This window comes from Mycolicibacterium canariasense (genome assembly GCF_002101555.1).
In the GTDB taxonomy this organism is placed as follows: domain Bacteria; phylum Actinomycetota; class Actinomycetes; order Mycobacteriales; family Mycobacteriaceae; genus Mycobacterium; species Mycobacterium canariasense.
This window is the reverse complement of the sequence record NZ_LQOL01000049.1, coordinates 125,403-142,063: the sequence shown is the minus strand read 5'-3', so window position 1 is coordinate 142,063 and position 16,661 is coordinate 125,403. Positions and strand designations below refer to the sequence as shown.

Below are 16,661 nucleotides of genomic sequence, written 5' to 3'. Positions count from 1 at the left end.
CTGCCGTCACTTTACCGTGCCGGGCGGCGCCGCGCTGGTAGGCCCTGCCGGTCGCCGGGCCGCGACGGTCAGCGACCGGCGCCGCGCAGCCGTTCCACCGCGATCCGGCCGGCGCCGACGTGGTCGTCGGCGCTCACCGAGCCCGGGTCGATCACCGCGGCGACGGTCACCTCGCCGCCGGTACTCAGCTCCGTGTCGGCCGGAATACCCCGCTTGACCAGTGCCAACCCGATCGGGCCCTCGTCCACGTGATCCACCACGGTGCCCAGCCGGCCGACCGTGCGGCCGCCGGCGGTGAGGGGATCGCCCGTGCTCGGCCGGTCCCCGGAGCCGTCGAGTTGCAGCAGCACCAGCATGCGCGGCGGTTTCCCCAGGTTGTGCACCCGGGCGACGGTTTCCTGGCCGCGATAGCAGCCCTTCTCGAGGTGCACGGCCCCGTCGCCGGGGCCACCGATCCAGCCGACCTCGTGCGGGATGGTGCGCTCGTCGGTGTCCACACCCAGGCGCGGGCGCAGGGCGGCGACCCGGTGCGCCTCGTAGGCCCAGATCCCGGCCGGCACCACGCCCGCGCCGGTCAGCTTGCGCTTCCAGTCGTCGACGGCCGACCGTGGCACCACCAGGTCGTATTCACCGGGGAAGGTGCCGCGCAGGAAGCCGCCGTCGGCCAATCCGGTCGCGGTCCACGGTGCGGGCAGTGCGTCCACCCCCAGCGCGGACAGCACCGCGGGTGCCGACAGTGCGGGCCCGAGAAGGGACAGCACCGCCAGTTCGGCCGGCTCGACCGCCACCTCGGCCCAGAAGATCATCCTGCGCAGGAAGGTCAGCAGCGGCTCACCGCGCCACGGCTCGGTGTCCAGCACGGTGACGCCGTCGAGCTGGGTCTGCAGCCAGTGATCTTCCACACGACCCTGCCCGTCCAGGCTGAGATTCTGCACCACGGTGCCGTCGGCCAGGTCGCTGACGTGCTGGCTGGAGATGGTGTGCAACCAGGAGCGCCGCTCGCCGCCGGTCAGGGTGAGCACCGCCCGATGCGAGCGATCGACCACGACGGCGCCGGTCTCCGCGGCGCGTTGCTCACCGAACGGGTCGCCGTAATGCCAGACGGCCCCGTTGTCGGGACCACTCTCGGGGGCGGGAACTGCGGACATCACCCCAGCCTACGGCGCCGCCGTCAGTAGGCTCTGGCCTCATGCCCACCGGCTTGATCGTGACGCTCGACGGTCGGGTGCACGGGGCCGACGAGCCCCTGGTGCGCGGCACCGATCCGGCGCTGACCCAGGGTGACGCGGTGTTCGAGACCGCGCTGGTGCGCGACGGCCACGTGTGTCTGCTGCCGGAGCACCTGGCCCGGCTGGTGGCGTCGGCGCGGATCGCCGGACTGCCGGAGCCCGACGCGGGGGCGTTCGCCGCGGCGGCCGCGGCGGCCACCGCCGGGTGGCCGGGCCGGGACGCGGTGCTGCGGCTGGTGCACGGCCGCACTGTGGGTTTCGCCGCGATATCGCCGGTTCCGGACCGTGTCGCCGCGGCGCGCCGCGACGGCGTGGCCGCGGTGACGCTGGACGCCGCACCCTCCCATGCGTTGGCCGGCGCGAAATCGCTGTCCTACGCCCGGCATTGCGCCGCGCTGCGCGAGGCCGGGCGCCGGGGCGCCGGGGATGCGGTCTACCTGGATGCCGACGGCCAGGTGCTGGAGGGTCCGCGGTCGTCGGTGGTGATCGCTGATGGCGAAACTCTGGTCAGCCCGCCGCCCACCCTGCCGATCCTGCCGGGCACCACGGTGGCCGCGTTGTTCGGCACCGCGCCGCGTGTCGCCCACCGTCGCTTGACCGTCGCGGATCTCTTTGCGGCACAGGGTGTTTGGTTGCTGTCCGCGGTCACCTTGGTGGCCCGGGTGCACACCCTGGACGGGGTGGTGCTGGCGCAGGCGCCGCTGCACGCGCAGCTGACCGCCTGGGTGGATGCCGCCGTCGGGCGCCGAGCCTGACCGAAAATCGGTTGTCGGCTGTGCCCGGCGCGGGTACTTTCGTCGGTACACAGGGAAGGAGGTGGTCCGACAAATTGATTGACATACGGACATGTGAGGTGGCTGCTAGCTAGCAGCACCAGGCGCGAGGAATCCACCTGCGAGCGCTGGCGAATTCCGAGCAGCCACCCGGCCCCCGAGCCCTTGGTTTTGTCCAACCAAGAATCACGGCTCGGGGGCCGCCCCATTTCTGTACTACCTCGGGGGTGCCGGCGCGAGTGACGCGCACGCCTCGTTGGCCTTGTCCCACGTTCCCTGGTCGATGCCCGGCGGTGCCGGCGGCGTCTTACCCTCGCCGGGCTGGGGTGCGCCCGCGGGCGGGGGTCCGCTCGGCGGGGTCATCCCGGACGGCGGGGTCATTCCGGCGGGCGGACCACCCTCCGGCGGTGCAGGGACGCCGTGCTCTGTCATGCAGGCTGTGAAAGCATCGTGACCGTCCGGCGCGGCCGCTGCCGACGTCGATTCCGACGTGGCGGTCGAGGAGGTGGATGACGATGCCGAAGTCGTCGACTCCGTGGACGATCCGCCCGTCGAACAACCGACCACACCGGCGATCAAGGCTGCACCGGTGACGCCCAGCGCCGCGGTGCGGAGTGCTGTCAGACCCATGAATTCTCCGTTCTCGAATTGACGGAGACGACGGTATGGGCCGTCGATGGGCGTCCGATGTAGCCAGCCTGGGCGCAAGTTAAGCGCTGCGAAGGGGTTATCCGACGAAGCGGCTCAACCGTGCCGACAAGTGCGGCACCAGCCCGCCGTCGGCGTCCACGCGCTCCTCGACGTAGGCCAGATCGCCGTCCTCGACGATGCCGTACAAGCGCTTGGCGCCGCCGACCAACAGACCGGACTTGCTGCGCGCCAAGGCATCGGTGGCCAGTTCCCAGGAGGACTGATTGCGCGGGCGGCCGTAGAACAGCTCGACATAACCGGCCGAATGGGACAGCAGCAGCTCGATGGCCTGGGTTTCGGACGGGTCGGCCGGGTCGTTGACGAAGCGCCAGAACCCCGTCTCGCGGAAGCCGGTGGACGCGAACTCACCCTCCGGGCCCAGCCGCCAGGACCGGCTGTCCCAATTCAGGTAGTCACCACCGTCATGGGAGACGATGATCTGCTGGCCGAACCGGTAATCGCCATGGGTGTCGCGGCCCTCGCCCTCACCGCGCCACACCCCGACCAGCGGCAGCAGTGCCAGCAGGGCGGGGTTGAGGTCCGCGCCCTCCCGCAAGTTCGCCGTATCGGCCGGTAACGGCAGATCGTCGAAGGTGGGGATGTTGCGGGCTGCGGTGATTCTGGCCCGCTCGGCGGCAGCGGCCACGGCCCGGTCACCCGAGCCGGGCTCGACCCCGTCTCCGGTGCTCACGCCTCGTCGGTGATCAGACGGTACAGGGCGTACAGCGCGAACCAGGTGATGACGACGACCGCCGCCACGAGCATGAATTCGAAGAAGAGAACCACGTCAGGAGTCTAACTGCCGAGAGCCGCTGCGCTCGAACCGGAGGCCCGAGCGCAGCGGCCGTTGGCCTCAGGCGGTGCACGATGGCCTGACTTCTCAGCGGCTCGTACCTCGCCTCGATCGGCGTCAGGCGACCTTGATGTCGACTTCGTGGATGCCCGCACCCGACGGGGTCACGCTGGCGTCACCGTTGCCCGCGGGCGACAGCGCGCGCACGGTCCACGTGCCCGGTGCGGCGAAGAACCGGAAATCGCCGGTCGCCGAGGCCACCACCTCGGCGGTGAACTCGTCGGAGCTGTCCAGCAGTCGCACGAACGCGCCGCCGACGGTCTGGCCCGATCCGTCCACCACACGACCGGTGATGACGGTTTCCTTCTCCAGGTCGACGCCGGCCGGCAGCGTCACGCCTTGCTTCGGTGCAGAGCACATATCAATTTCCCAACTCGATCGGGGCGCCCACCAGGGAGCCGTATTCCGTCCAACTGCCGTCGTAGTTCTTGACGTTCTGGTGTCCCAGCAGCTCCTGCAGCACGAACCAGGTGTGCGAGGAACGCTCACCGATGCGGCAGTACGCGATGGTTTCCTTCTGCCCGTCCAGGCCGGCCTCGGCGTACAGCTTGGCCAGGTCCTCGTCGGACTTGAAGGTGCCGTCCTCGTTGGCCGCCTTGCTCCAGGGCACGTTGATCGCGCCGGGGATGTGCCCGGGACGCTGGCTCTGCTCTTGCGGCAGGTGCGCCGGGGCCAGGATCTTGCCGGAGAACTCGTCGGGGGAGCGGACGTCGACCAGGTTCTTGGCGCCGATCGCGGCGATGACCTCGTCGCGGAACGCACGGATGGCGTTGTTGGGTGCCTTGGCCGAGTAGGAGGTGGCGGGGCGGGCGGGGACCTCGGTCACCAGCGGGCGGGCGTCCAGTTCCCACTTCTTGCGGCCACCGTCGAGCAGCTTGACGTTCTCGTGGCCGTAGAGCTTGAAGTACCAGTAGGCGTACGCGGCGAACCAGTTGTTGTTGCCGCCGTACAGGATCACGGTGTCGTCGTTGCTGATTCCCTTGTCGGACAACAGCTTCGAGAACTGCTGCTGATCGACGAAGTCGCGTTTGACCGGATCCTGCAGCTCGGTTTTCCAGTCCAGCCGGACGGCGCCGGCGATGTGGCCGCCTTCGTAGGCCGAGGTGTCCTCGTCGACCTCGACGAAGACGGTGTTCGGCGCGTCGAGATTGCTCTCGGCCCAGTCGGTGGAGACCAGGACGTCGGAGCGTGCCATGTAGTGGTTCCTTTCGGGTTATCGGCTTGTCAGAGGGTTGCGCGTCGCAGGCGAGCGACGAACGGGTAGATCTGGCAGCCCAGGCAGATGCCGAAGGCCGCGTTCAAGAACGCCGCGAACAGGGCGAACGCGGTTGCGACGAGGCCCAGCGCATCCACTCCGGCCGCGAAGCCCGCGGTGCCGACGACGGCGAAGACGAAGCCGACCAGCTGGGCGAATTTCAGCGGCGGCACCGGCTCCTTCTCGGTCGCCGGGCCCAGCCGTGGCGCGACGAAGGTGGCAAACACCCGGCCGTAGGGATGCTTGCGGGGACCGAGGGTGGACCCGGCCGCGAAGACGACGGCCTGCAGGCCGAGGATCAGGGCCGCGGCGGGCACGCTGATCGGCGCGACGAGCAGCGTGACGATCAGGACCGCGGTGGTGACCCAGGCGGCGAAGCGTGGGCCGCGGACATCGACCTGATCGAGGGCGGTGGCGTTGATGGTGGACATGTGCGTGCTCCTGTTGCGTGACTGGGTGGAGGCTGAATTGGGGCACGTCCGGCCATTCAGGCCCGGCCCCGAGCGCGGCGCAGTGAAAGAGGCGCGGCTACTCAGCAGCTACAACAACAACAGCAACAACCCGCAACGCGGCACAGATCGACTGCGCGGCGCTTGGTGAGCAGCAGCTCAAGGCGGGCGGACACGACGCACACAATACCCGTTGACCCCGTGGTCAGGCCAATAGCGGTTCCAGCGCCGAACGCAGGTCAGCAGCCTTGGGAACCCCGGTGGCGCGATAGCGTTGCCGGCCCTGGGCGTCGAAGATGAACGTGGTGGGCAGCGACAACACCGAAAGCCGCCGGGCGGCCGCCGGATTGGCGTCCATGTCGATCTCGACGTGCGCCACCTCCGGCAGTTCGGCGCAGACCTGGGTGACGACGCGGCGCACGGCCGCGCACGGGCCGCACCAGACGGCGGTGAAATGCACGATCGTCGGTCCCGTGCCGGACAGCCCGAGATCGGAGGTGTCCACGTCCTCGACGGCGGCGTCCTCGGCCGCGGCTCGCAGCAGGCCGGCGCGCAGCGTCACCAGCCGGCCGACGATGTAGCCGATGCCCAGCACGCCGATCACCACGACGATGGCCAGCGCCATGGAAGTGTTCATGATTGCCGAAACCCGTCGAGCGTGATGGTTACTCCCTCGGTGATGCCTTCCACGATGACGTCGGAGCCGCGGACGCCGGCCGAGGTGGGCGCCAGACCGAAGGGCAGCTTCTGGCCGGGCACCCGGGAGGTGAAGGCCTGCAGCACCGCCGCCGACCGGTCTTGCGGGACGGTTTGGTCCGCGGTGCCGGGACCGGTCAGCACGCCGGTCGGGGTGAGCACCAGCGTCGACTGATTGGGGCCGTCGAGGGTGAGGTCGACCGACACGCTGACCCGCTTGTCGAAACCCGCGGCGGTCGGGGTGCCGGTGAACACCAGGCCGTTACCGCTGGAGATACCGGACTCGGTGGTGTTGTCGCTTGCATCGTTGGATTCCCGCGGGGGCGCCTCGATCTGCAGGTCCTTGATGCCCATGACATTGCCGATGTGCCGGGAGTCGATGATGATCCGGCTCTCCAGCTTGCCGACCGGCAGGACGGCGCCCGGACCGATCAGCCACGACGAATCATGCAGGTCGACCCGGTGCATGGTGGCTTCCAGCGACACCTTGCCGGTGACCGGGTGATCCACGCCGGCGGCCCGGATCTCCACCTCTTTGTATCGATGGTTGGCGGCCTGGGTGACAAACGGAAAGCTCAGGATGCTGGCCCACGGGTCGAAGGACAGATGGGCGGCGGTGCGGACACTGCGCGCCAGCCGGTACTCGGCGTAGATCGCCACGCCGAAATCGGCGGCGACGGCCCCGACCACCACAGCGGTGAGGGCGGCGATGAGACCGGCCAGCAGTTTGCGCACCGGGACATTCTGGCGCACCCGAGCCGTGCCGCAGTTGCCGGCGCTCATTCAAGTCAGCTAACCACCAGGTAGCACGCTATCCTCAGGTGATCGTCGGTCGTAACGGCCACGTGTCAGCCATGAATCTGGAAGATGACCTTCGACATCGTTGTCCCAGGGAATCTGCCAGGGCGCCGGAGGGCCTTTTGGAGCTATTGCTACTCACCGTAGACCCGAACCCTGAGTCCGTGCTGCCGTCGTTGTCCCTGCTGGCACACAACGTCCGGTCCGCGCCGACCGAGGTTTCCTCGCTGCTGGAGGCCAGCACGGCCGATGTCGCCATCGTCGATGCGCGGACGGACCTGGCCGCCGCCCGCGGCCTGTGCCGGCTGCTGGGCACCACCGGGACGTCGATTCCGGTGGTCGCCGTGGTCAACGAGGGCGGGCTGGTGGCCGTCAACGTCGAATGGGGCCTCGACGAGATCTTGCTGCCGGGCACCGGCCCCGCCGAGATCGACGCGCGGCTGCGGTTGCTGGTCGGTCGTCGCGGCGGGGTGTCCGATCAGGAGAGCCTGGGCAAGGTGACCCTGGGCGAGCTCGTCATCGACGAGGGCACCTACACCGCCCGGTTGCGTGGCCGCCCGCTCGACCTCACCTATAAGGAATTCGAGTTGCTGAAGTACCTGGCACAGCATGCCGGGCGGGTGTTCACCCGCGCGCAGCTGCTCCAGGAGGTCTGGGGCTATGACTTCTTCGGTGGCACCCGCACCGTCGACGTGCACGTCCGCCGGCTGCGCGCCAAGCTCGGCCCCGAGTACGAAGCGCTGATCGGCACGGTGCGCAACGTCGGGTACAAGGCCGTGCGGCCGGCGCGCGGCCGGCCCCCGGCCCCCGAGGCCGACGATACAGACGACGTCTTCGACGACGACGATTTCGGTTCCGCGTCCGAGGCGTTCGACCCGCTGCACAGTCAGTGATCTCGTGGCAGACCGGCCTGCCGGTATCCGACCAGCAGCGCATCATCGCGCTGATCGACGCGGCCACCGACACCGATGGTGTCTCCCCCGTCGGCGACCAGGTGTTGCGTGAGCTTGCCCGCGACGACACCCGGCACCTGCTCGCGTCCGACGGGGACGAGCTGACCGGATATCTCAACCTCGCCCCCGGGATGGCCGAGCTGGTGGTGCACCCGGATGCGCGGCGCCGCGGCATCGGCACCGAGCTGGCCCGCACCGCTCTGGCGGCCGGTGGCGCCGACACCCGGATCTGGGCGCACGGCAACCTGGCGCCCGCCAGAGCACTGGCCGCCGCGCTCGGGTTGACCCCCCAACGTGAGCTGCTGCAGATGCGCCGCGGGTTGGCCGACCTCCCGCCGCTGTCCCCGGTCGACGGGCTGCGCACCTATGCCGGCCCGTCCGATGACACCGAGTTGCTGCGCGTCAACAACGCCGCGTTCTCCTGGCATCCCGAGCAGGGTGGCTGGACCGAGGCCGATATCGCCGAGCGCCGAGCCGAGGGCTGGTTCGACCCGGCGGGGCTGTTCCTCATCTTCGAAGGGCCCAAACTGCTCGGCTTCCACTGGACCAAAGTGCACAACCCCCGGCTGGGTGAGGTGTACGTGGTCGGGGTCGATCCGGCCGCGCAGGGCCGGGGACTGGGCGCCACCCTGACCCTGGTGGGCCTGCACCACCTGGCGCAGCGCCTCGGCCCGCAGGCCGAAGTGACCCTGTATGTAGAGGGGGACAACACCGCGGCGGTGAAGACCTACCGGCGGCTGGGGTTCGAGGTGTTCAGCGCGGACGTGGCCTACGGGCGGTAGCGCTCATCCCTGGGAGACCGCGGGCTGGGCGGCGCCGACGGTGGTGTCCGTTCCGGGTCCCGGCGTCCGGTCGCTGCGACGATCGAGGGCCGTGGCGCCCACCAGGACGATCAGACCGACCACGGTGACGACGGCGCCCATCCAGATCGGAGAGGTGAACCCCAGACCCGCCGCGATGGTCAACCCACCCAGCCAGGCGCCGAGGGCATTGCCGACATTGAACGCGGCGATGTTGGCGCCCGATGCGAGGGTGGGGGCGCCGGCGGCGTAGTTCATGATGCGCATCTGCAGTCCCGGCACGGTGGCAAAACCGAAGGCGCCCATCAGGAACAGTGCGATGACCGCGCTCACCTTGTACTGCGCGGTGGCCGCGAACCCGACCAGCACGACGGTCAACAGTGCCAGGATCGAGATCAGGGCGGGGGTGAGCGCACGGTCGGCGGCCTTGGCTCCCAACGTGTTTCCCACGAGGAGGCCGACGCCGAACAGCACCAGCAGCCACGGAACACTCGACGACGCAAAGCCACTCACCTCGGTGAGGGTGAAGGCGATGTAGGTGAAGGCGCCGAACATCCCGCCGTAGCCGAGGATGGTGATCACTTTCGACAGCCACACCTGAGGATGACGGAAGGCCCTGAGCTCACCCCGCAGGCCGGTGTAGTCGTCGCGCTCGATATCGGGAACCAGGGCGGCGATCCCGATCATCGCGACCACACCGATGACGGTGATCGCCCAGAAGGTCGAACGCCATCCCAGCTGTTGGCCCAGCAGCGTGCCCAGCGGAACGCCAAGCACATTGGCGACGGTGAGCCCGGCGAACATCATGGCGATCGCGCTCGCGCGCTTGTTCTCGGCCACCAGATCGGCCGCGACCACCGAGCCGATCCCGAAGAAGGCGCCGTGGCACAGGGCGGCGACGATCCTGCCACCCAACATGACGACGTAGGTGGGGGCGATCGCCGACATCAGGTTGCCGACGATGAACAGCACCATGAGCCCCAGTAGCACCCGCTTGCGGTCGAATCTCGTCACCGCGGCGGTGAGCAGGACCGCGCCGACCGCCACCGAGAGGGCGTATCCGGAGATCAGATAGCCCGCAGTGGCCTCGCTCACCGCAAAGTCGGTTGCCACTTCGGGTAGCAATCCCATGATGACGAACTCGGTGAGCCCGATACCGAACCCGCCGATGGCCAGTGCGATGAGACCTATGGGCATCGCTATTCCTTTCGAGTGCATGCGTGCATACGCCGATTGCATGCGTCTGCAGTAATTGCATACGCGGGATATTAATGTTGCACACGCGCTATATCAGCGCAAGCTGGTAAGCTGTGATCCAGCCATCGACCGAGGAGACGACCGTGGGGATTGCCGACGACGCCGTCGAGATCCGTGCGCAAGGCTGGCGCACCCTGGCCGCGCTGTACGGCGCCCTGGACGGCGATCTCGAGCGGGCGTTACAGCGCACCCACACCCTGTCGGTCGTCGAGTACACCGTGCTCGACGCATTGAGCCGCCAAGACGGTTGGCATATGCGCATGTCCCAGTTGGCCAGGGCCACCGCACTGAGCAGTAGCGCGACCACCCGACTCGTCAATCGCCTCGAGGACCGCGGCCTGCTCCGAAGAATCCTGTGTGCCGAGGATCGCCGTGGCATCTACACCGAACTCACGGAATCGGGCCGCCGGTTACTGCAGGAGGCTCGCCCCACTCACGACGCCACGCTCGAGGCATCCCTGACGCAAGCGCGCGAGCTACCCGAGCTCGCACCGCTGGTGCACGCGCTCTCCGAGCTCTACGCGCGCTGAGGCGGGATCGCACCCACGATGCCGAGGGCCGGGAGTGCGCGCCGGATTCTCAGCATCCTGTGAACCCCCTGGACCTATTCACCTTCCGTTCACTTTCCATCTGCGAAGAGTCCACCACCAGCGCATACGTTGCCGGAGAGTCTGAAGCCGTCAACCGAAAGTGGGATAAGTGAAGCTCAATCGCTTTGGCAAGGTCTTTGGTGTCACGCTGTCGGCCGCGGCCGCCCTGACCCTTGCCGCCTGTGGCAGCGACAACAACGCCGGCACCGCCTCTTCGTCGGCCGCCTCCGGCAGCTCCGCCTCGGCCGCCGATTGTGCCGGGAAGAACAGCCTGACCGCCGAGGGCTCGACCGCGCAGCAGAACGCGATCGCCGAGTTCAACAAGGTGTGGGGCCAGGTCTGCTCGGGCAAGTCCCTGGCGTACAACCCGACCGGTTCGGGCGCGGGTGTGGACCAGTTCATCGCCAAGCAGGTCGACTTCGCCGGATCCGATTCGGCCCTCAATGACGACCAGCTCAAGAAGGCCGCCGAGCGCTGCGGTGGCAACGAGGCCTGGAACCTGCCGCTGGTCTTCGGCCCCGTCGCGCTGGCCTACAACATCGAGGGCGTCGACAAGCTGGTCGTCAACCCCGACGTGCTCGCCAAGATCTTCCAGGGCCAGATCAAGAAGTGGAACGACCCGGCCATCGCCGCGCTGAACTCGGGCACCACCCTGCCGGATGTGGACATCACGCCGATCTACCGGTCGGACTCGTCGGGCACCACCGACAACTTCCAGAGGTACCTGGCCGCCGCCGCGCCGCAGACCTGGACCAAGGGTGCGGGCAAGGAGTTCCAGGGCGGCGCCGGTGAGGGCGCGCAGAAGTCGTCCGGCGTGGTGCAAGCCGTGCAGGCCACCCCTGGTGCCATCGGCTACGTGGAGAAGAGCCCGGCTGCGGCCGCGGGCCTGCCCAACGCGCAGATCGACAGTGGGGCCGGCGCCATCGCACTGACCGACGAGTCCACCACCCAGGCTGTCGGCGCCGCCAAGTTCGAGGGCGACGGCAAGGACCTCACCCTGGACCTGAACGCGCTCTATGCCTCCAAGGAAGCCGGCGCCTACCCGCTGATGCTGGCCACCTACGAGATCGTCTGTTCCAAGGGCTACGACGCCGACACCGCCGCCGCGGTCAAATCGTTCCTGACGGTGGCCGCCAACCAGGGCCAGGCCAGCCTGTCCCAGGCCGGTTACGTCGCGCTGCCCGACGCCTTCAAGCAGCGCCTGCTGGCCTCCGTTTCGGCGATCGCCTGACGGCTGGCGGACGACAGTCATTTTGGTGAGGATGGACTTGCGGACCGATGACCAACAAGGTCCCTGACGGGATAACAGTGACGACACCTAATCCAGCCGATGCGGGATCGGGCGAGGTACTCGCCTCGCCCATCCCTGAGCCGGAGCCCATCTCCACCAACCCCTCCAAGGGCACGAAAGTGCGCTTGGGAGACCGCGTTTTCCACGGTCTCGCAGAAGGTTCGGGCATCCTGATCGTCGCGCTGATCGCGGCGATCGGGGTGTTCCTCCTGTGGCGTGCCGTCCCGGCACTGGCTCGCAACAAGGAGAACTTCTTCACCTACGGCGGCAACTGGATCACCACCGACACGTCGGCGATGCACTTCGGCATCCTGGACCTGCTGCAGGTGACGATCTTCGTTTCCGTCTTCGCTCTGGTGCTGGCGATGCCGGTGGCGCTGGGCATCGCGATCTTCCTGACGCAGTACGCCGGCCGACGGCTGCGCGGCCCGCTGGCCTACCTGGTGGACCTGCTGGCCGCGGTGCCCTCCATCGTCTATGGCGTGTGGGGCCTGTACGTGCTGGCGCCGGTCCTCAAACCGCTGGCCCTGTGGCTCAACAAGAACCTGGACTGGCTGTTCCTGTTCAAGACCGGAACGGCGTCGGTGGCCGGTGGCGGCACCATCTTCACCGCGGGCATCGTGCTCGCGGTGATGATCCTGCCGATCATCACCGCGGTCACCCGCGAGGTCTTCGTGCAGACCCCGCGCGGCCAGATCGAGGCCGCGCTGGCACTCGGCGCCACCCGCTGGGAGGTCGTGCGCACCACCGTGTTGCCGTTCGGCCTGTCCGGTTACATCAGCGGTGCCATGCTCGGCCTCGGCCGAGCGCTCGGTGAGACCATCGCGCTGCTGATCATCCTGCGCGGCACGCAGACGGCATTCGGGTGGTCGCTGTTCGACGGCGGCTACACGTTCGCCAGCAAGATCGCTGCCACGGCAAGCGAATTCAACGACCAGTACAAGGCAGGCGCCTACATCGCGGCGGGCCTGGTGCTGTTCATCCTGACCTTCGTCGTGAACTCACTGGCCCGCGCCGTGGTCGCCGGAAGGGGCGCGAAATGACCTCCACGCTCGAACAGCCGGTCAAGGCGCCGGTCTTCCAGGGCGTCAGTGCGCGCCGGAAGCTGACCAACAACGTCGCGACCGTACTGGTGACGGCGTCGGTGCTGGTGGCCCTGGTGCCGCTGGCGTGGGTGCTGTACTCGGTGGTCGTCAAGGGCTTCAAGGCGATCACCTCGCCCGTGTGGTTCACCAACTCGCAGGCCGGGATGACGACGTTCACCGCGGGCGGCGGTGTGTACCACGCGATCGTCGGCACCCTGCTGCAAGGGCTGGTGTGCTCGCTGATCTCCATCCCGATCGGGGTGATGGTGGCGGTCTACCTGGTCGAGTACGGCGGTGGCACCCGGCTGGGCAAGGTCACCACGTTCATGGTGGACATCCTCACCGGTGTGCCGTCCATCGTCGCCGCGCTGTTCATCTATGCGCTCTGGGTGGCCACGCTGGGGTTCGAGCGATCCGGTTTCGCCGTGTCGCTGGCGCTGGTGCTGCTGATGATCCCGGTGATCGTGCGCGCCACCGAGGAGATGCTGCGCATCGTCCCGATGGATCTGCGCGAGGCCAGTTACGCACTGGGCGTGCCGAAATGGAAGACCATCATGCGCATCGTCATCCCGACGGCGTTGTCGGGCATCGTCACCGGCATCATGCTGGCGCTGGCCCGCGTGATGGGTGAGACGGCGCCGCTGCTCATCCTGGTCGGGTACGCGCAGGCGATGAACTTCGACATGTTCGGCGGTTTCATGGGATCGCTGCCCGGCATGATGTACGACCAGATCTCTGCCGGCGCGGGTGCCAACCCGGTGCCCACCGACCGGCTCTGGGGAGCGGCGCTCACGCTGATCCTGCTGGTCGCGCTGCTCAACATCGGCGCCCGGCTCGTCGCGAAAATCTTTGCCCCCAAGAAGGTTTAGGAGCTCGTCATGGCAAAACGGCTTGATCTCAAAGACGTCAACATCTATTACGGCGCGTTCCACGCGGTCTCCAACGTCTCACTGTCGGTGCAACCGCGCAGTGTGATGGCCTTCATCGGCCCGTCCGGCTGCGGCAAGTCGACGGTGCTGCGCACCCTCAATCGCATGCACGAGGTCATTCCGGGTGCCTACGTCGAGGGCTCGGTGCTGCTCGACGGGGAGGACATCTATGGCGCCGGGGTGGACCCGGTCGGCGTGCGCAAGACCATCGGCATGGTCTTCCAGCGCCCGAACCCGTTCCCCACCATGTCGATTCGCGACAATGTGGTGGCCGGTCTGAAGCTGCAGGGCGTGCGCAACAAGAAGACCCTCGACGAGGTCGCCGAGCGCTCGCTCAAGGGCGCCAACCTGTGGAACGAGGTGAAGGACCGCCTCGACAAGCCCGGTGGCGGCCTGTCCGGCGGTCAGCAGCAGCGTCTGTGCATCGCCCGGGCCATCGCGGTGCAACCCGACGTGCTGCTGATGGATGAGCCCTGTTCGGCCCTGGACCCGATCTCGACCTTGGCCATCGAGGATCTGATCGCGGAGCTCAAGCAGGACTTCACCATCGTGATCGTCACGCACAACATGCAGCAGGCGGCCCGGGTCAGTGATCAGACCGCGTTCTTCAACCTCGAGGCCACGGGTAAGCCCGGCAGGCTGATCGAGATCGACGACACCGAGAAGATCTTCTCCAACCCGACCCAGAAGGCCACCGAGGACTACATCTCCGGCCGCTTCGGCTAGGGGACCAGCACCACCCGGGTACCGGATGGCTCGGCGGCGGTCCAGGCTTCGGCCACCTGCGCCAGCGGCCGGACCGTGGTGTCCAGTTGCAGCCGGCCGTCGGCCACCATGTCCAGCAGCAGCGGCAAGGCCTCCGTGCGGGCGCGACCGAACACCTCGGGTGGGACACTGCCGAAACCGATGCCGGACAACGTGATCGCCGTGCCCCGCAGCACGCCGGCGGGCAGCGCGATATCCGGCCCCGCCATCGAGCCGATCTGCACCCAGCGGGTGGGGTGATAGTGCGCCGACGGATGGCTGCCGGCCAGGGCCCGCAGCGCGGTGGCGGCCGGTTCACCCCACAGGTAGTCCAGTACGGCGTCGAACGGCCGCTCGGTGTGCAGGGCGGCGACGCGGGCGGCGAGGTCGTCTTCGCGCATGGCGATGGCGTCGTCGGCGCCGACGGTGCGCAACCAGTCCAGGCGAGCGGTGTCGCGTCCGGCGACCACCACCCGGCCCGCGCCGAACAGCGACTTGGCCAGCTGGACGGCGGTCGCGCCGGTGACACCGGTGGCGCCGAGCACCAGGACGTGCTGGCCCGGCTGCAGTGCGGCGCCGTGCTGCAGCGCCATCCACGCCGATGCACCGGGGTTGGGAACGGCTGCGGCGGTGACGGAGTCGACGCCGTCGGGCACCTCGAAGGCGCCCTGGGTTCTGATCGCGGCGCGTTCGGCCATCAAGCCGTGTGCTCCGATCGCGCTGGCATAGACCCGGCGACCATCGGCGAGCCGGACCACGCCGTCCACCCCGGGGATGGCCGGCAACTGAATTTCCTTGCTGGCGTAATGCTGTCCCGAGACGATGCCGCGGGTGAGATTGGTCAGCGCCGAGGCTTCGACGGTCCCGACGACCGTCCCGTCGCCGGCTTGGGGCTCGGCGAACTCGGTGTAGACGGGCACTTGGCCCCATTCGGTCACGACGGCGGCTTTCATCCGAGCTCCTGTTTCCGTAGAAATCGTTTCTATGGAAACAATGTACGGGGGTGCGCCGCGGATGGCAATATGGTTTCCATGAAAACCAAGTTGGCCTTGATCGACGCGGTCAACACGCTCATCGACGCGGTCGGGGACAAGTTCGACACCGATGAGGACGGTGACCCCGAACGCGATTTCATGGTGCATCGCTGCCCGAAGCGGTTGGAGCCCGTCATTCGCGGGCTGCCGACGTTGTCGATGCACCTGTTGGCCGCCATCGCCGACGAGCCGAGCGGCCTGGTGGGGCTGGCCGCCCGTTCGGGCCAGCTCAAGGGCACGGTGTCCAAACACGTGCAGCGCCTGGTGGACGCCGGTCTGGTGCAGCGCTCACCGGTGCCGGGTAACCGCAAGGAGATCCAGCTGGGACTCACCGCCGACGGGGAACTGCTGACCGCGGCGCACGCCGAACTGCACGCCGAAATGGACCGTGGCCGGCGCGAATTTCTGCGGCGTTACAGCAATGCGGACCTGCAGGTGCTGGAGACCGTGCTGCGCGACCTGCTGGCCGCGCGCAAGGACGGGGTGCGGATCGTCGCAGGGGAGTAGCGGTGGCGGCCCTCAGCGCGCGTCGAGGTCGTCGTCCTCGGGCAGCTGACCGGTGACCTGGAAGATCACCCGGCGCGCCACCTCGACCGCGTGGTCGGCGAAGCGCTCGTAGAACCGGCTCAGCAGTGTCACGTCGACGGCCGCGGTGACACCGTGCTTCCACTCCTTGTCCATCAGGACCGAGAACAGGTGGCGATGCAGGTCGTCCATCGCATCGTCTTCTTCGCGGATCTGGGCGGCCTTCTGCGGATCCAGCGTGCGCAGCACGTCCTGCGCGCTGTTGCCCAATTCGACTGCGACACGCCCCATTTCGGCGAAGTATCCGTTCACCTCTTCGGGCAGCGCGTGCTGCGGGTGCCGGCGCCGGGCGATCTTGGCGACGTGCAGGGCCAGCGCGCCCATCCGGTCGACATCGGCGACGATCTGGATGGAACTGACGATCGCCCGCAGGTCGCCGGCCACCGGCGCCTGCAGGGCGAGGATGACGAATGCCTCCTCCTCGGCCAGCTTGCTGACCTCGGTGATGCGCTCGTGATCGGTGATGACTTGTTCGGCCAGCACCAGATCGGCTTGCAGCAGGGCCTGGGTGGCGCGCTCCATGGCTTGACCTGCCAGGCCGCACATCTCCCCGAGTCGATCGTTGAGGCCGTCCAGCTGCTCGTGGTACGCGGTACGCATGGGTTAAAGCCTACGGTTGAGAACCCGGATCGTCACGATTGTGCAGGTGA

Annotated in this window: 21 protein-coding genes; 9 read left to right on the top strand and 12 right to left on the bottom strand. The window is 68.1% G+C overall.

The genetic code is table 11. The features are described from left to right. Positions 1 to 68: 68 nt before the first annotated feature. A complete protein-coding gene (ygfZ, locus tag AWB94_RS13370) occupies positions 69 to 1,148 on the bottom strand; it encodes a CAF17-like 4Fe-4S cluster assembly/insertion protein YgfZ (protein ID WP_062655784.1) in 1,080 nt (359 codons plus the stop codon). Between the two features lie 41 nt (positions 1,149 to 1,189). Here ygfZ and AWB94_RS13365 point away from each other — a divergent pair, with 41 nt between their 5' ends. Beyond that, positions 1,190 to 1,984, top strand: coding sequence for an aminotransferase class IV (locus AWB94_RS13365; protein ID WP_062655783.1), 795 nt, complete (start codon positions 1,190 to 1,192; stop codon positions 1,982 to 1,984). A gap of 234 nt (positions 1,985 to 2,218) precedes the next feature. Here AWB94_RS13365 and AWB94_RS35135 read toward each other — a convergent pair whose 3' ends face one another. From AWB94_RS35135 to lmeA, 8 genes are all read right to left on the bottom strand, one after another. Beyond that, positions 2,219 to 2,632: a hypothetical protein gene (locus tag AWB94_RS35135; protein ID WP_165605290.1), complete on the bottom strand. Its 414-nt coding sequence runs from the start codon at positions 2,630 to 2,632 to the stop codon at positions 2,219 to 2,221. A gap of 97 nt (positions 2,633 to 2,729) precedes the next feature. Next, on the bottom strand, positions 2,730 to 3,383 hold the full coding sequence (locus AWB94_RS13355; protein WP_062655782.1) for a heme-binding beta-barrel domain-containing protein: 654 nt from the start codon (positions 3,381 to 3,383) through the stop codon (positions 2,730 to 2,732). A 219-nt stretch (positions 3,384 to 3,602) separates the two neighbouring features. After that, positions 3,603 to 3,905 (bottom strand): DUF1416 domain-containing protein, encoded by a 303-nt coding sequence (locus AWB94_RS13350; RefSeq protein WP_062655781.1) that lies wholly within the window; start codon positions 3,903 to 3,905, stop codon positions 3,603 to 3,605. A gap of 1 nt (position 3,906) precedes the next feature. Continuing rightward, positions 3,907 to 4,740 carry a sulfurtransferase gene (locus tag AWB94_RS13345; protein ID WP_062655780.1) on the bottom strand — a complete coding sequence of 278 codons (834 nt, stop codon included), beginning with the start codon at positions 4,738 to 4,740 and terminating at the stop codon, positions 3,907 to 3,909. Between the two features lie 29 nt (positions 4,741 to 4,769). Further along, entirely contained in the window at positions 4,770 to 5,231 is a 462-nt protein-coding gene (locus tag AWB94_RS13340) for a DUF4395 domain-containing protein (RefSeq protein WP_062655779.1), read from the bottom strand. 101 nt (positions 5,232 to 5,332) lie between these two features. Further along, on the bottom strand, positions 5,333 to 5,425 hold the full coding sequence (locus tag AWB94_RS36275; protein WP_353961945.1) for an Ms5788A family Cys-rich leader peptide: 93 nt from the start codon (positions 5,423 to 5,425) through the stop codon (positions 5,333 to 5,335). 29 nt (positions 5,426 to 5,454) lie between these two features. Beyond that, positions 5,455 to 5,886 (bottom strand): thioredoxin family protein, encoded by a 432-nt coding sequence (locus tag AWB94_RS13330; protein ID WP_062655778.1) that lies wholly within the window; start codon positions 5,884 to 5,886, stop codon positions 5,455 to 5,457. Continuing rightward, positions 5,883 to 6,698: a mannan chain length control protein LmeA gene (lmeA, locus tag AWB94_RS13325; RefSeq protein WP_109762116.1), complete on the bottom strand. Its 816-nt coding sequence runs from the start codon at positions 6,696 to 6,698 to the stop codon at positions 5,883 to 5,885. Before lmeA ends, AWB94_RS13330 begins: the two co-directional genes overlap by 4 nt. Before the next feature lie 167 nt (positions 6,699 to 6,865). Here lmeA and AWB94_RS13320 point away from each other — a divergent pair, with 167 nt between their 5' ends. After that, a complete protein-coding gene (locus AWB94_RS13320) occupies positions 6,866 to 7,636 on the top strand; it encodes a winged helix-turn-helix transcriptional regulator (RefSeq protein ID WP_062655777.1) in 771 nt (256 codons plus the stop codon). Continuing rightward, positions 7,633 to 8,478, top strand: coding sequence for a mycothiol synthase (gene mshD, locus AWB94_RS13315; protein ID WP_062655776.1), 846 nt, complete (start codon positions 7,633 to 7,635; stop codon positions 8,476 to 8,478). Before AWB94_RS13320 ends, mshD begins: the two co-directional genes overlap by 4 nt. A gap of 3 nt (positions 8,479 to 8,481) precedes the next feature. Here mshD and AWB94_RS13310 read toward each other — a convergent pair whose 3' ends face one another. Beyond that, positions 8,482 to 9,693: an MFS transporter gene (locus tag AWB94_RS13310; protein WP_062655775.1), complete on the bottom strand. Its 1,212-nt coding sequence runs from the start codon at positions 9,691 to 9,693 to the stop codon at positions 8,482 to 8,484. A 143-nt stretch (positions 9,694 to 9,836) separates the two neighbouring features. On the opposite strand from AWB94_RS13310, the gene AWB94_RS13305 reads away from it, so the two are divergent. The 5 genes from AWB94_RS13305 to pstB all read left to right on the top strand — a co-directional run bounded on the left by AWB94_RS13305 (position 9,837) and on the right by pstB (position 14,374). Next, positions 9,837 to 10,283, top strand: coding sequence for a MarR family winged helix-turn-helix transcriptional regulator (locus tag AWB94_RS13305; RefSeq protein ID WP_062656121.1), 447 nt, complete (start codon positions 9,837 to 9,839; stop codon positions 10,281 to 10,283). 169 nt (positions 10,284 to 10,452) lie between these two features. Continuing rightward, complete coding sequence (gene pstS, locus AWB94_RS13300; RefSeq protein WP_062655774.1) at positions 10,453 to 11,574, top strand: phosphate ABC transporter substrate-binding protein PstS; 1,122 nt, start codon at positions 10,453 to 10,455, stop codon at positions 11,572 to 11,574. 47 nt (positions 11,575 to 11,621) lie between these two features. After that, a complete protein-coding gene (gene pstC / locus AWB94_RS13295) occupies positions 11,622 to 12,677 on the top strand; it encodes a phosphate ABC transporter permease subunit PstC (RefSeq protein WP_062655773.1) in 1,056 nt (351 codons plus the stop codon). Continuing rightward, a complete protein-coding gene (gene pstA / locus AWB94_RS13290; RefSeq protein ID WP_062655772.1) occupies positions 12,674 to 13,588 on the top strand; it encodes a phosphate ABC transporter permease PstA in 915 nt (304 codons plus the stop codon). Before pstC ends, pstA begins: the two co-directional genes overlap by 4 nt. Before the next feature lie 9 nt (positions 13,589 to 13,597). Beyond that, positions 13,598 to 14,374 carry a phosphate ABC transporter ATP-binding protein PstB gene (gene pstB / locus AWB94_RS13285; RefSeq protein ID WP_062655771.1) on the top strand — a complete coding sequence of 259 codons (777 nt, stop codon included), beginning with the start codon at positions 13,598 to 13,600 and terminating at the stop codon, positions 14,372 to 14,374. On the opposite strand, the gene AWB94_RS13280 is transcribed toward pstB, so the two are convergent. Further along, positions 14,371 to 15,345, bottom strand: coding sequence for a quinone oxidoreductase family protein (locus tag AWB94_RS13280; protein ID WP_062655770.1), 975 nt, complete (start codon positions 15,343 to 15,345; stop codon positions 14,371 to 14,373). The genes pstB and AWB94_RS13280 overlap by 4 nt on opposite strands. Before the next feature lie 78 nt (positions 15,346 to 15,423). Between AWB94_RS13280 and AWB94_RS13275 the strand changes: the two genes are divergently transcribed. Further along, positions 15,424 to 15,933 (top strand): MarR family winged helix-turn-helix transcriptional regulator, encoded by a 510-nt coding sequence (locus AWB94_RS13275; protein WP_062655769.1) that lies wholly within the window; start codon positions 15,424 to 15,426, stop codon positions 15,931 to 15,933. Between the two features lie 12 nt (positions 15,934 to 15,945). Here the strand turns inward: AWB94_RS13275 and phoU are convergent, their stop codons facing one another. Continuing rightward, on the bottom strand, positions 15,946 to 16,611 hold the full coding sequence (gene phoU / locus AWB94_RS13270) for a phosphate signaling complex protein PhoU (RefSeq protein WP_062655768.1): 666 nt from the start codon (positions 16,609 to 16,611) through the stop codon (positions 15,946 to 15,948). Positions 16,612 to 16,661: the final 50 nt, after the last annotated feature.

Bases quoted from the DNA above. Each gene is read 5' to 3' on its own strand.
- ygfZ (WP_062655784.1), bottom strand. From the start codon at position 1,148: ATGTCCGCAGTTCCCGCCCCCGAGAGTGGTCCCGACAACGGGGCCGTC.
- AWB94_RS13365 (WP_062655783.1), top strand. From the start codon at position 1,190: ATGCCCACCGGCTTGATCGTGACGCTCGACGGTCGGGTGCACGGGGCC.
- AWB94_RS35135 (WP_165605290.1), bottom strand. From the start codon at position 2,632: ATGGGTCTGACAGCACTCCGCACCGCGGCGCTGGGCGTCACCGGTGCA.
- AWB94_RS13350 (WP_062655781.1), bottom strand. From the start codon at position 3,905: ATGTGCTCTGCACCGAAGCAAGGCGTGACGCTGCCGGCCGGCGTCGAC.
- AWB94_RS13345 (WP_062655780.1), bottom strand. From the start codon at position 4,740: ATGGCACGCTCCGACGTCCTGGTCTCCACCGACTGGGCCGAGAGCAAT.
- AWB94_RS13340 (WP_062655779.1), bottom strand. From the start codon at position 5,231: ATGTCCACCATCAACGCCACCGCCCTCGATCAGGTCGATGTCCGCGGC.
- AWB94_RS13330 (WP_062655778.1), bottom strand. From the start codon at position 5,886: ATGAACACTTCCATGGCGCTGGCCATCGTCGTGGTGATCGGCGTGCTG.
- AWB94_RS13310 (WP_062655775.1), bottom strand. From the start codon at position 9,693: ATGCCCATAGGTCTCATCGCACTGGCCATCGGCGGGTTCGGTATCGGG.
- pstC (WP_062655773.1), top strand. From the start codon at position 11,622: ATGACCAACAAGGTCCCTGACGGGATAACAGTGACGACACCTAATCCA.
- pstA (WP_062655772.1), top strand. From the start codon at position 12,674: ATGACCTCCACGCTCGAACAGCCGGTCAAGGCGCCGGTCTTCCAGGGC.
- pstB (WP_062655771.1), top strand. From the start codon at position 13,598: ATGGCAAAACGGCTTGATCTCAAAGACGTCAACATCTATTACGGCGCG.
- AWB94_RS13280 (WP_062655770.1), bottom strand. From the start codon at position 15,345: ATGAAAGCCGCCGTCGTGACCGAATGGGGCCAAGTGCCCGTCTACACC.
- AWB94_RS13275 (WP_062655769.1), top strand. From the start codon at position 15,424: ATGAAAACCAAGTTGGCCTTGATCGACGCGGTCAACACGCTCATCGAC.
- phoU (WP_062655768.1), bottom strand. From the start codon at position 16,611: ATGCGTACCGCGTACCACGAGCAGCTGGACGGCCTCAACGATCGACTC.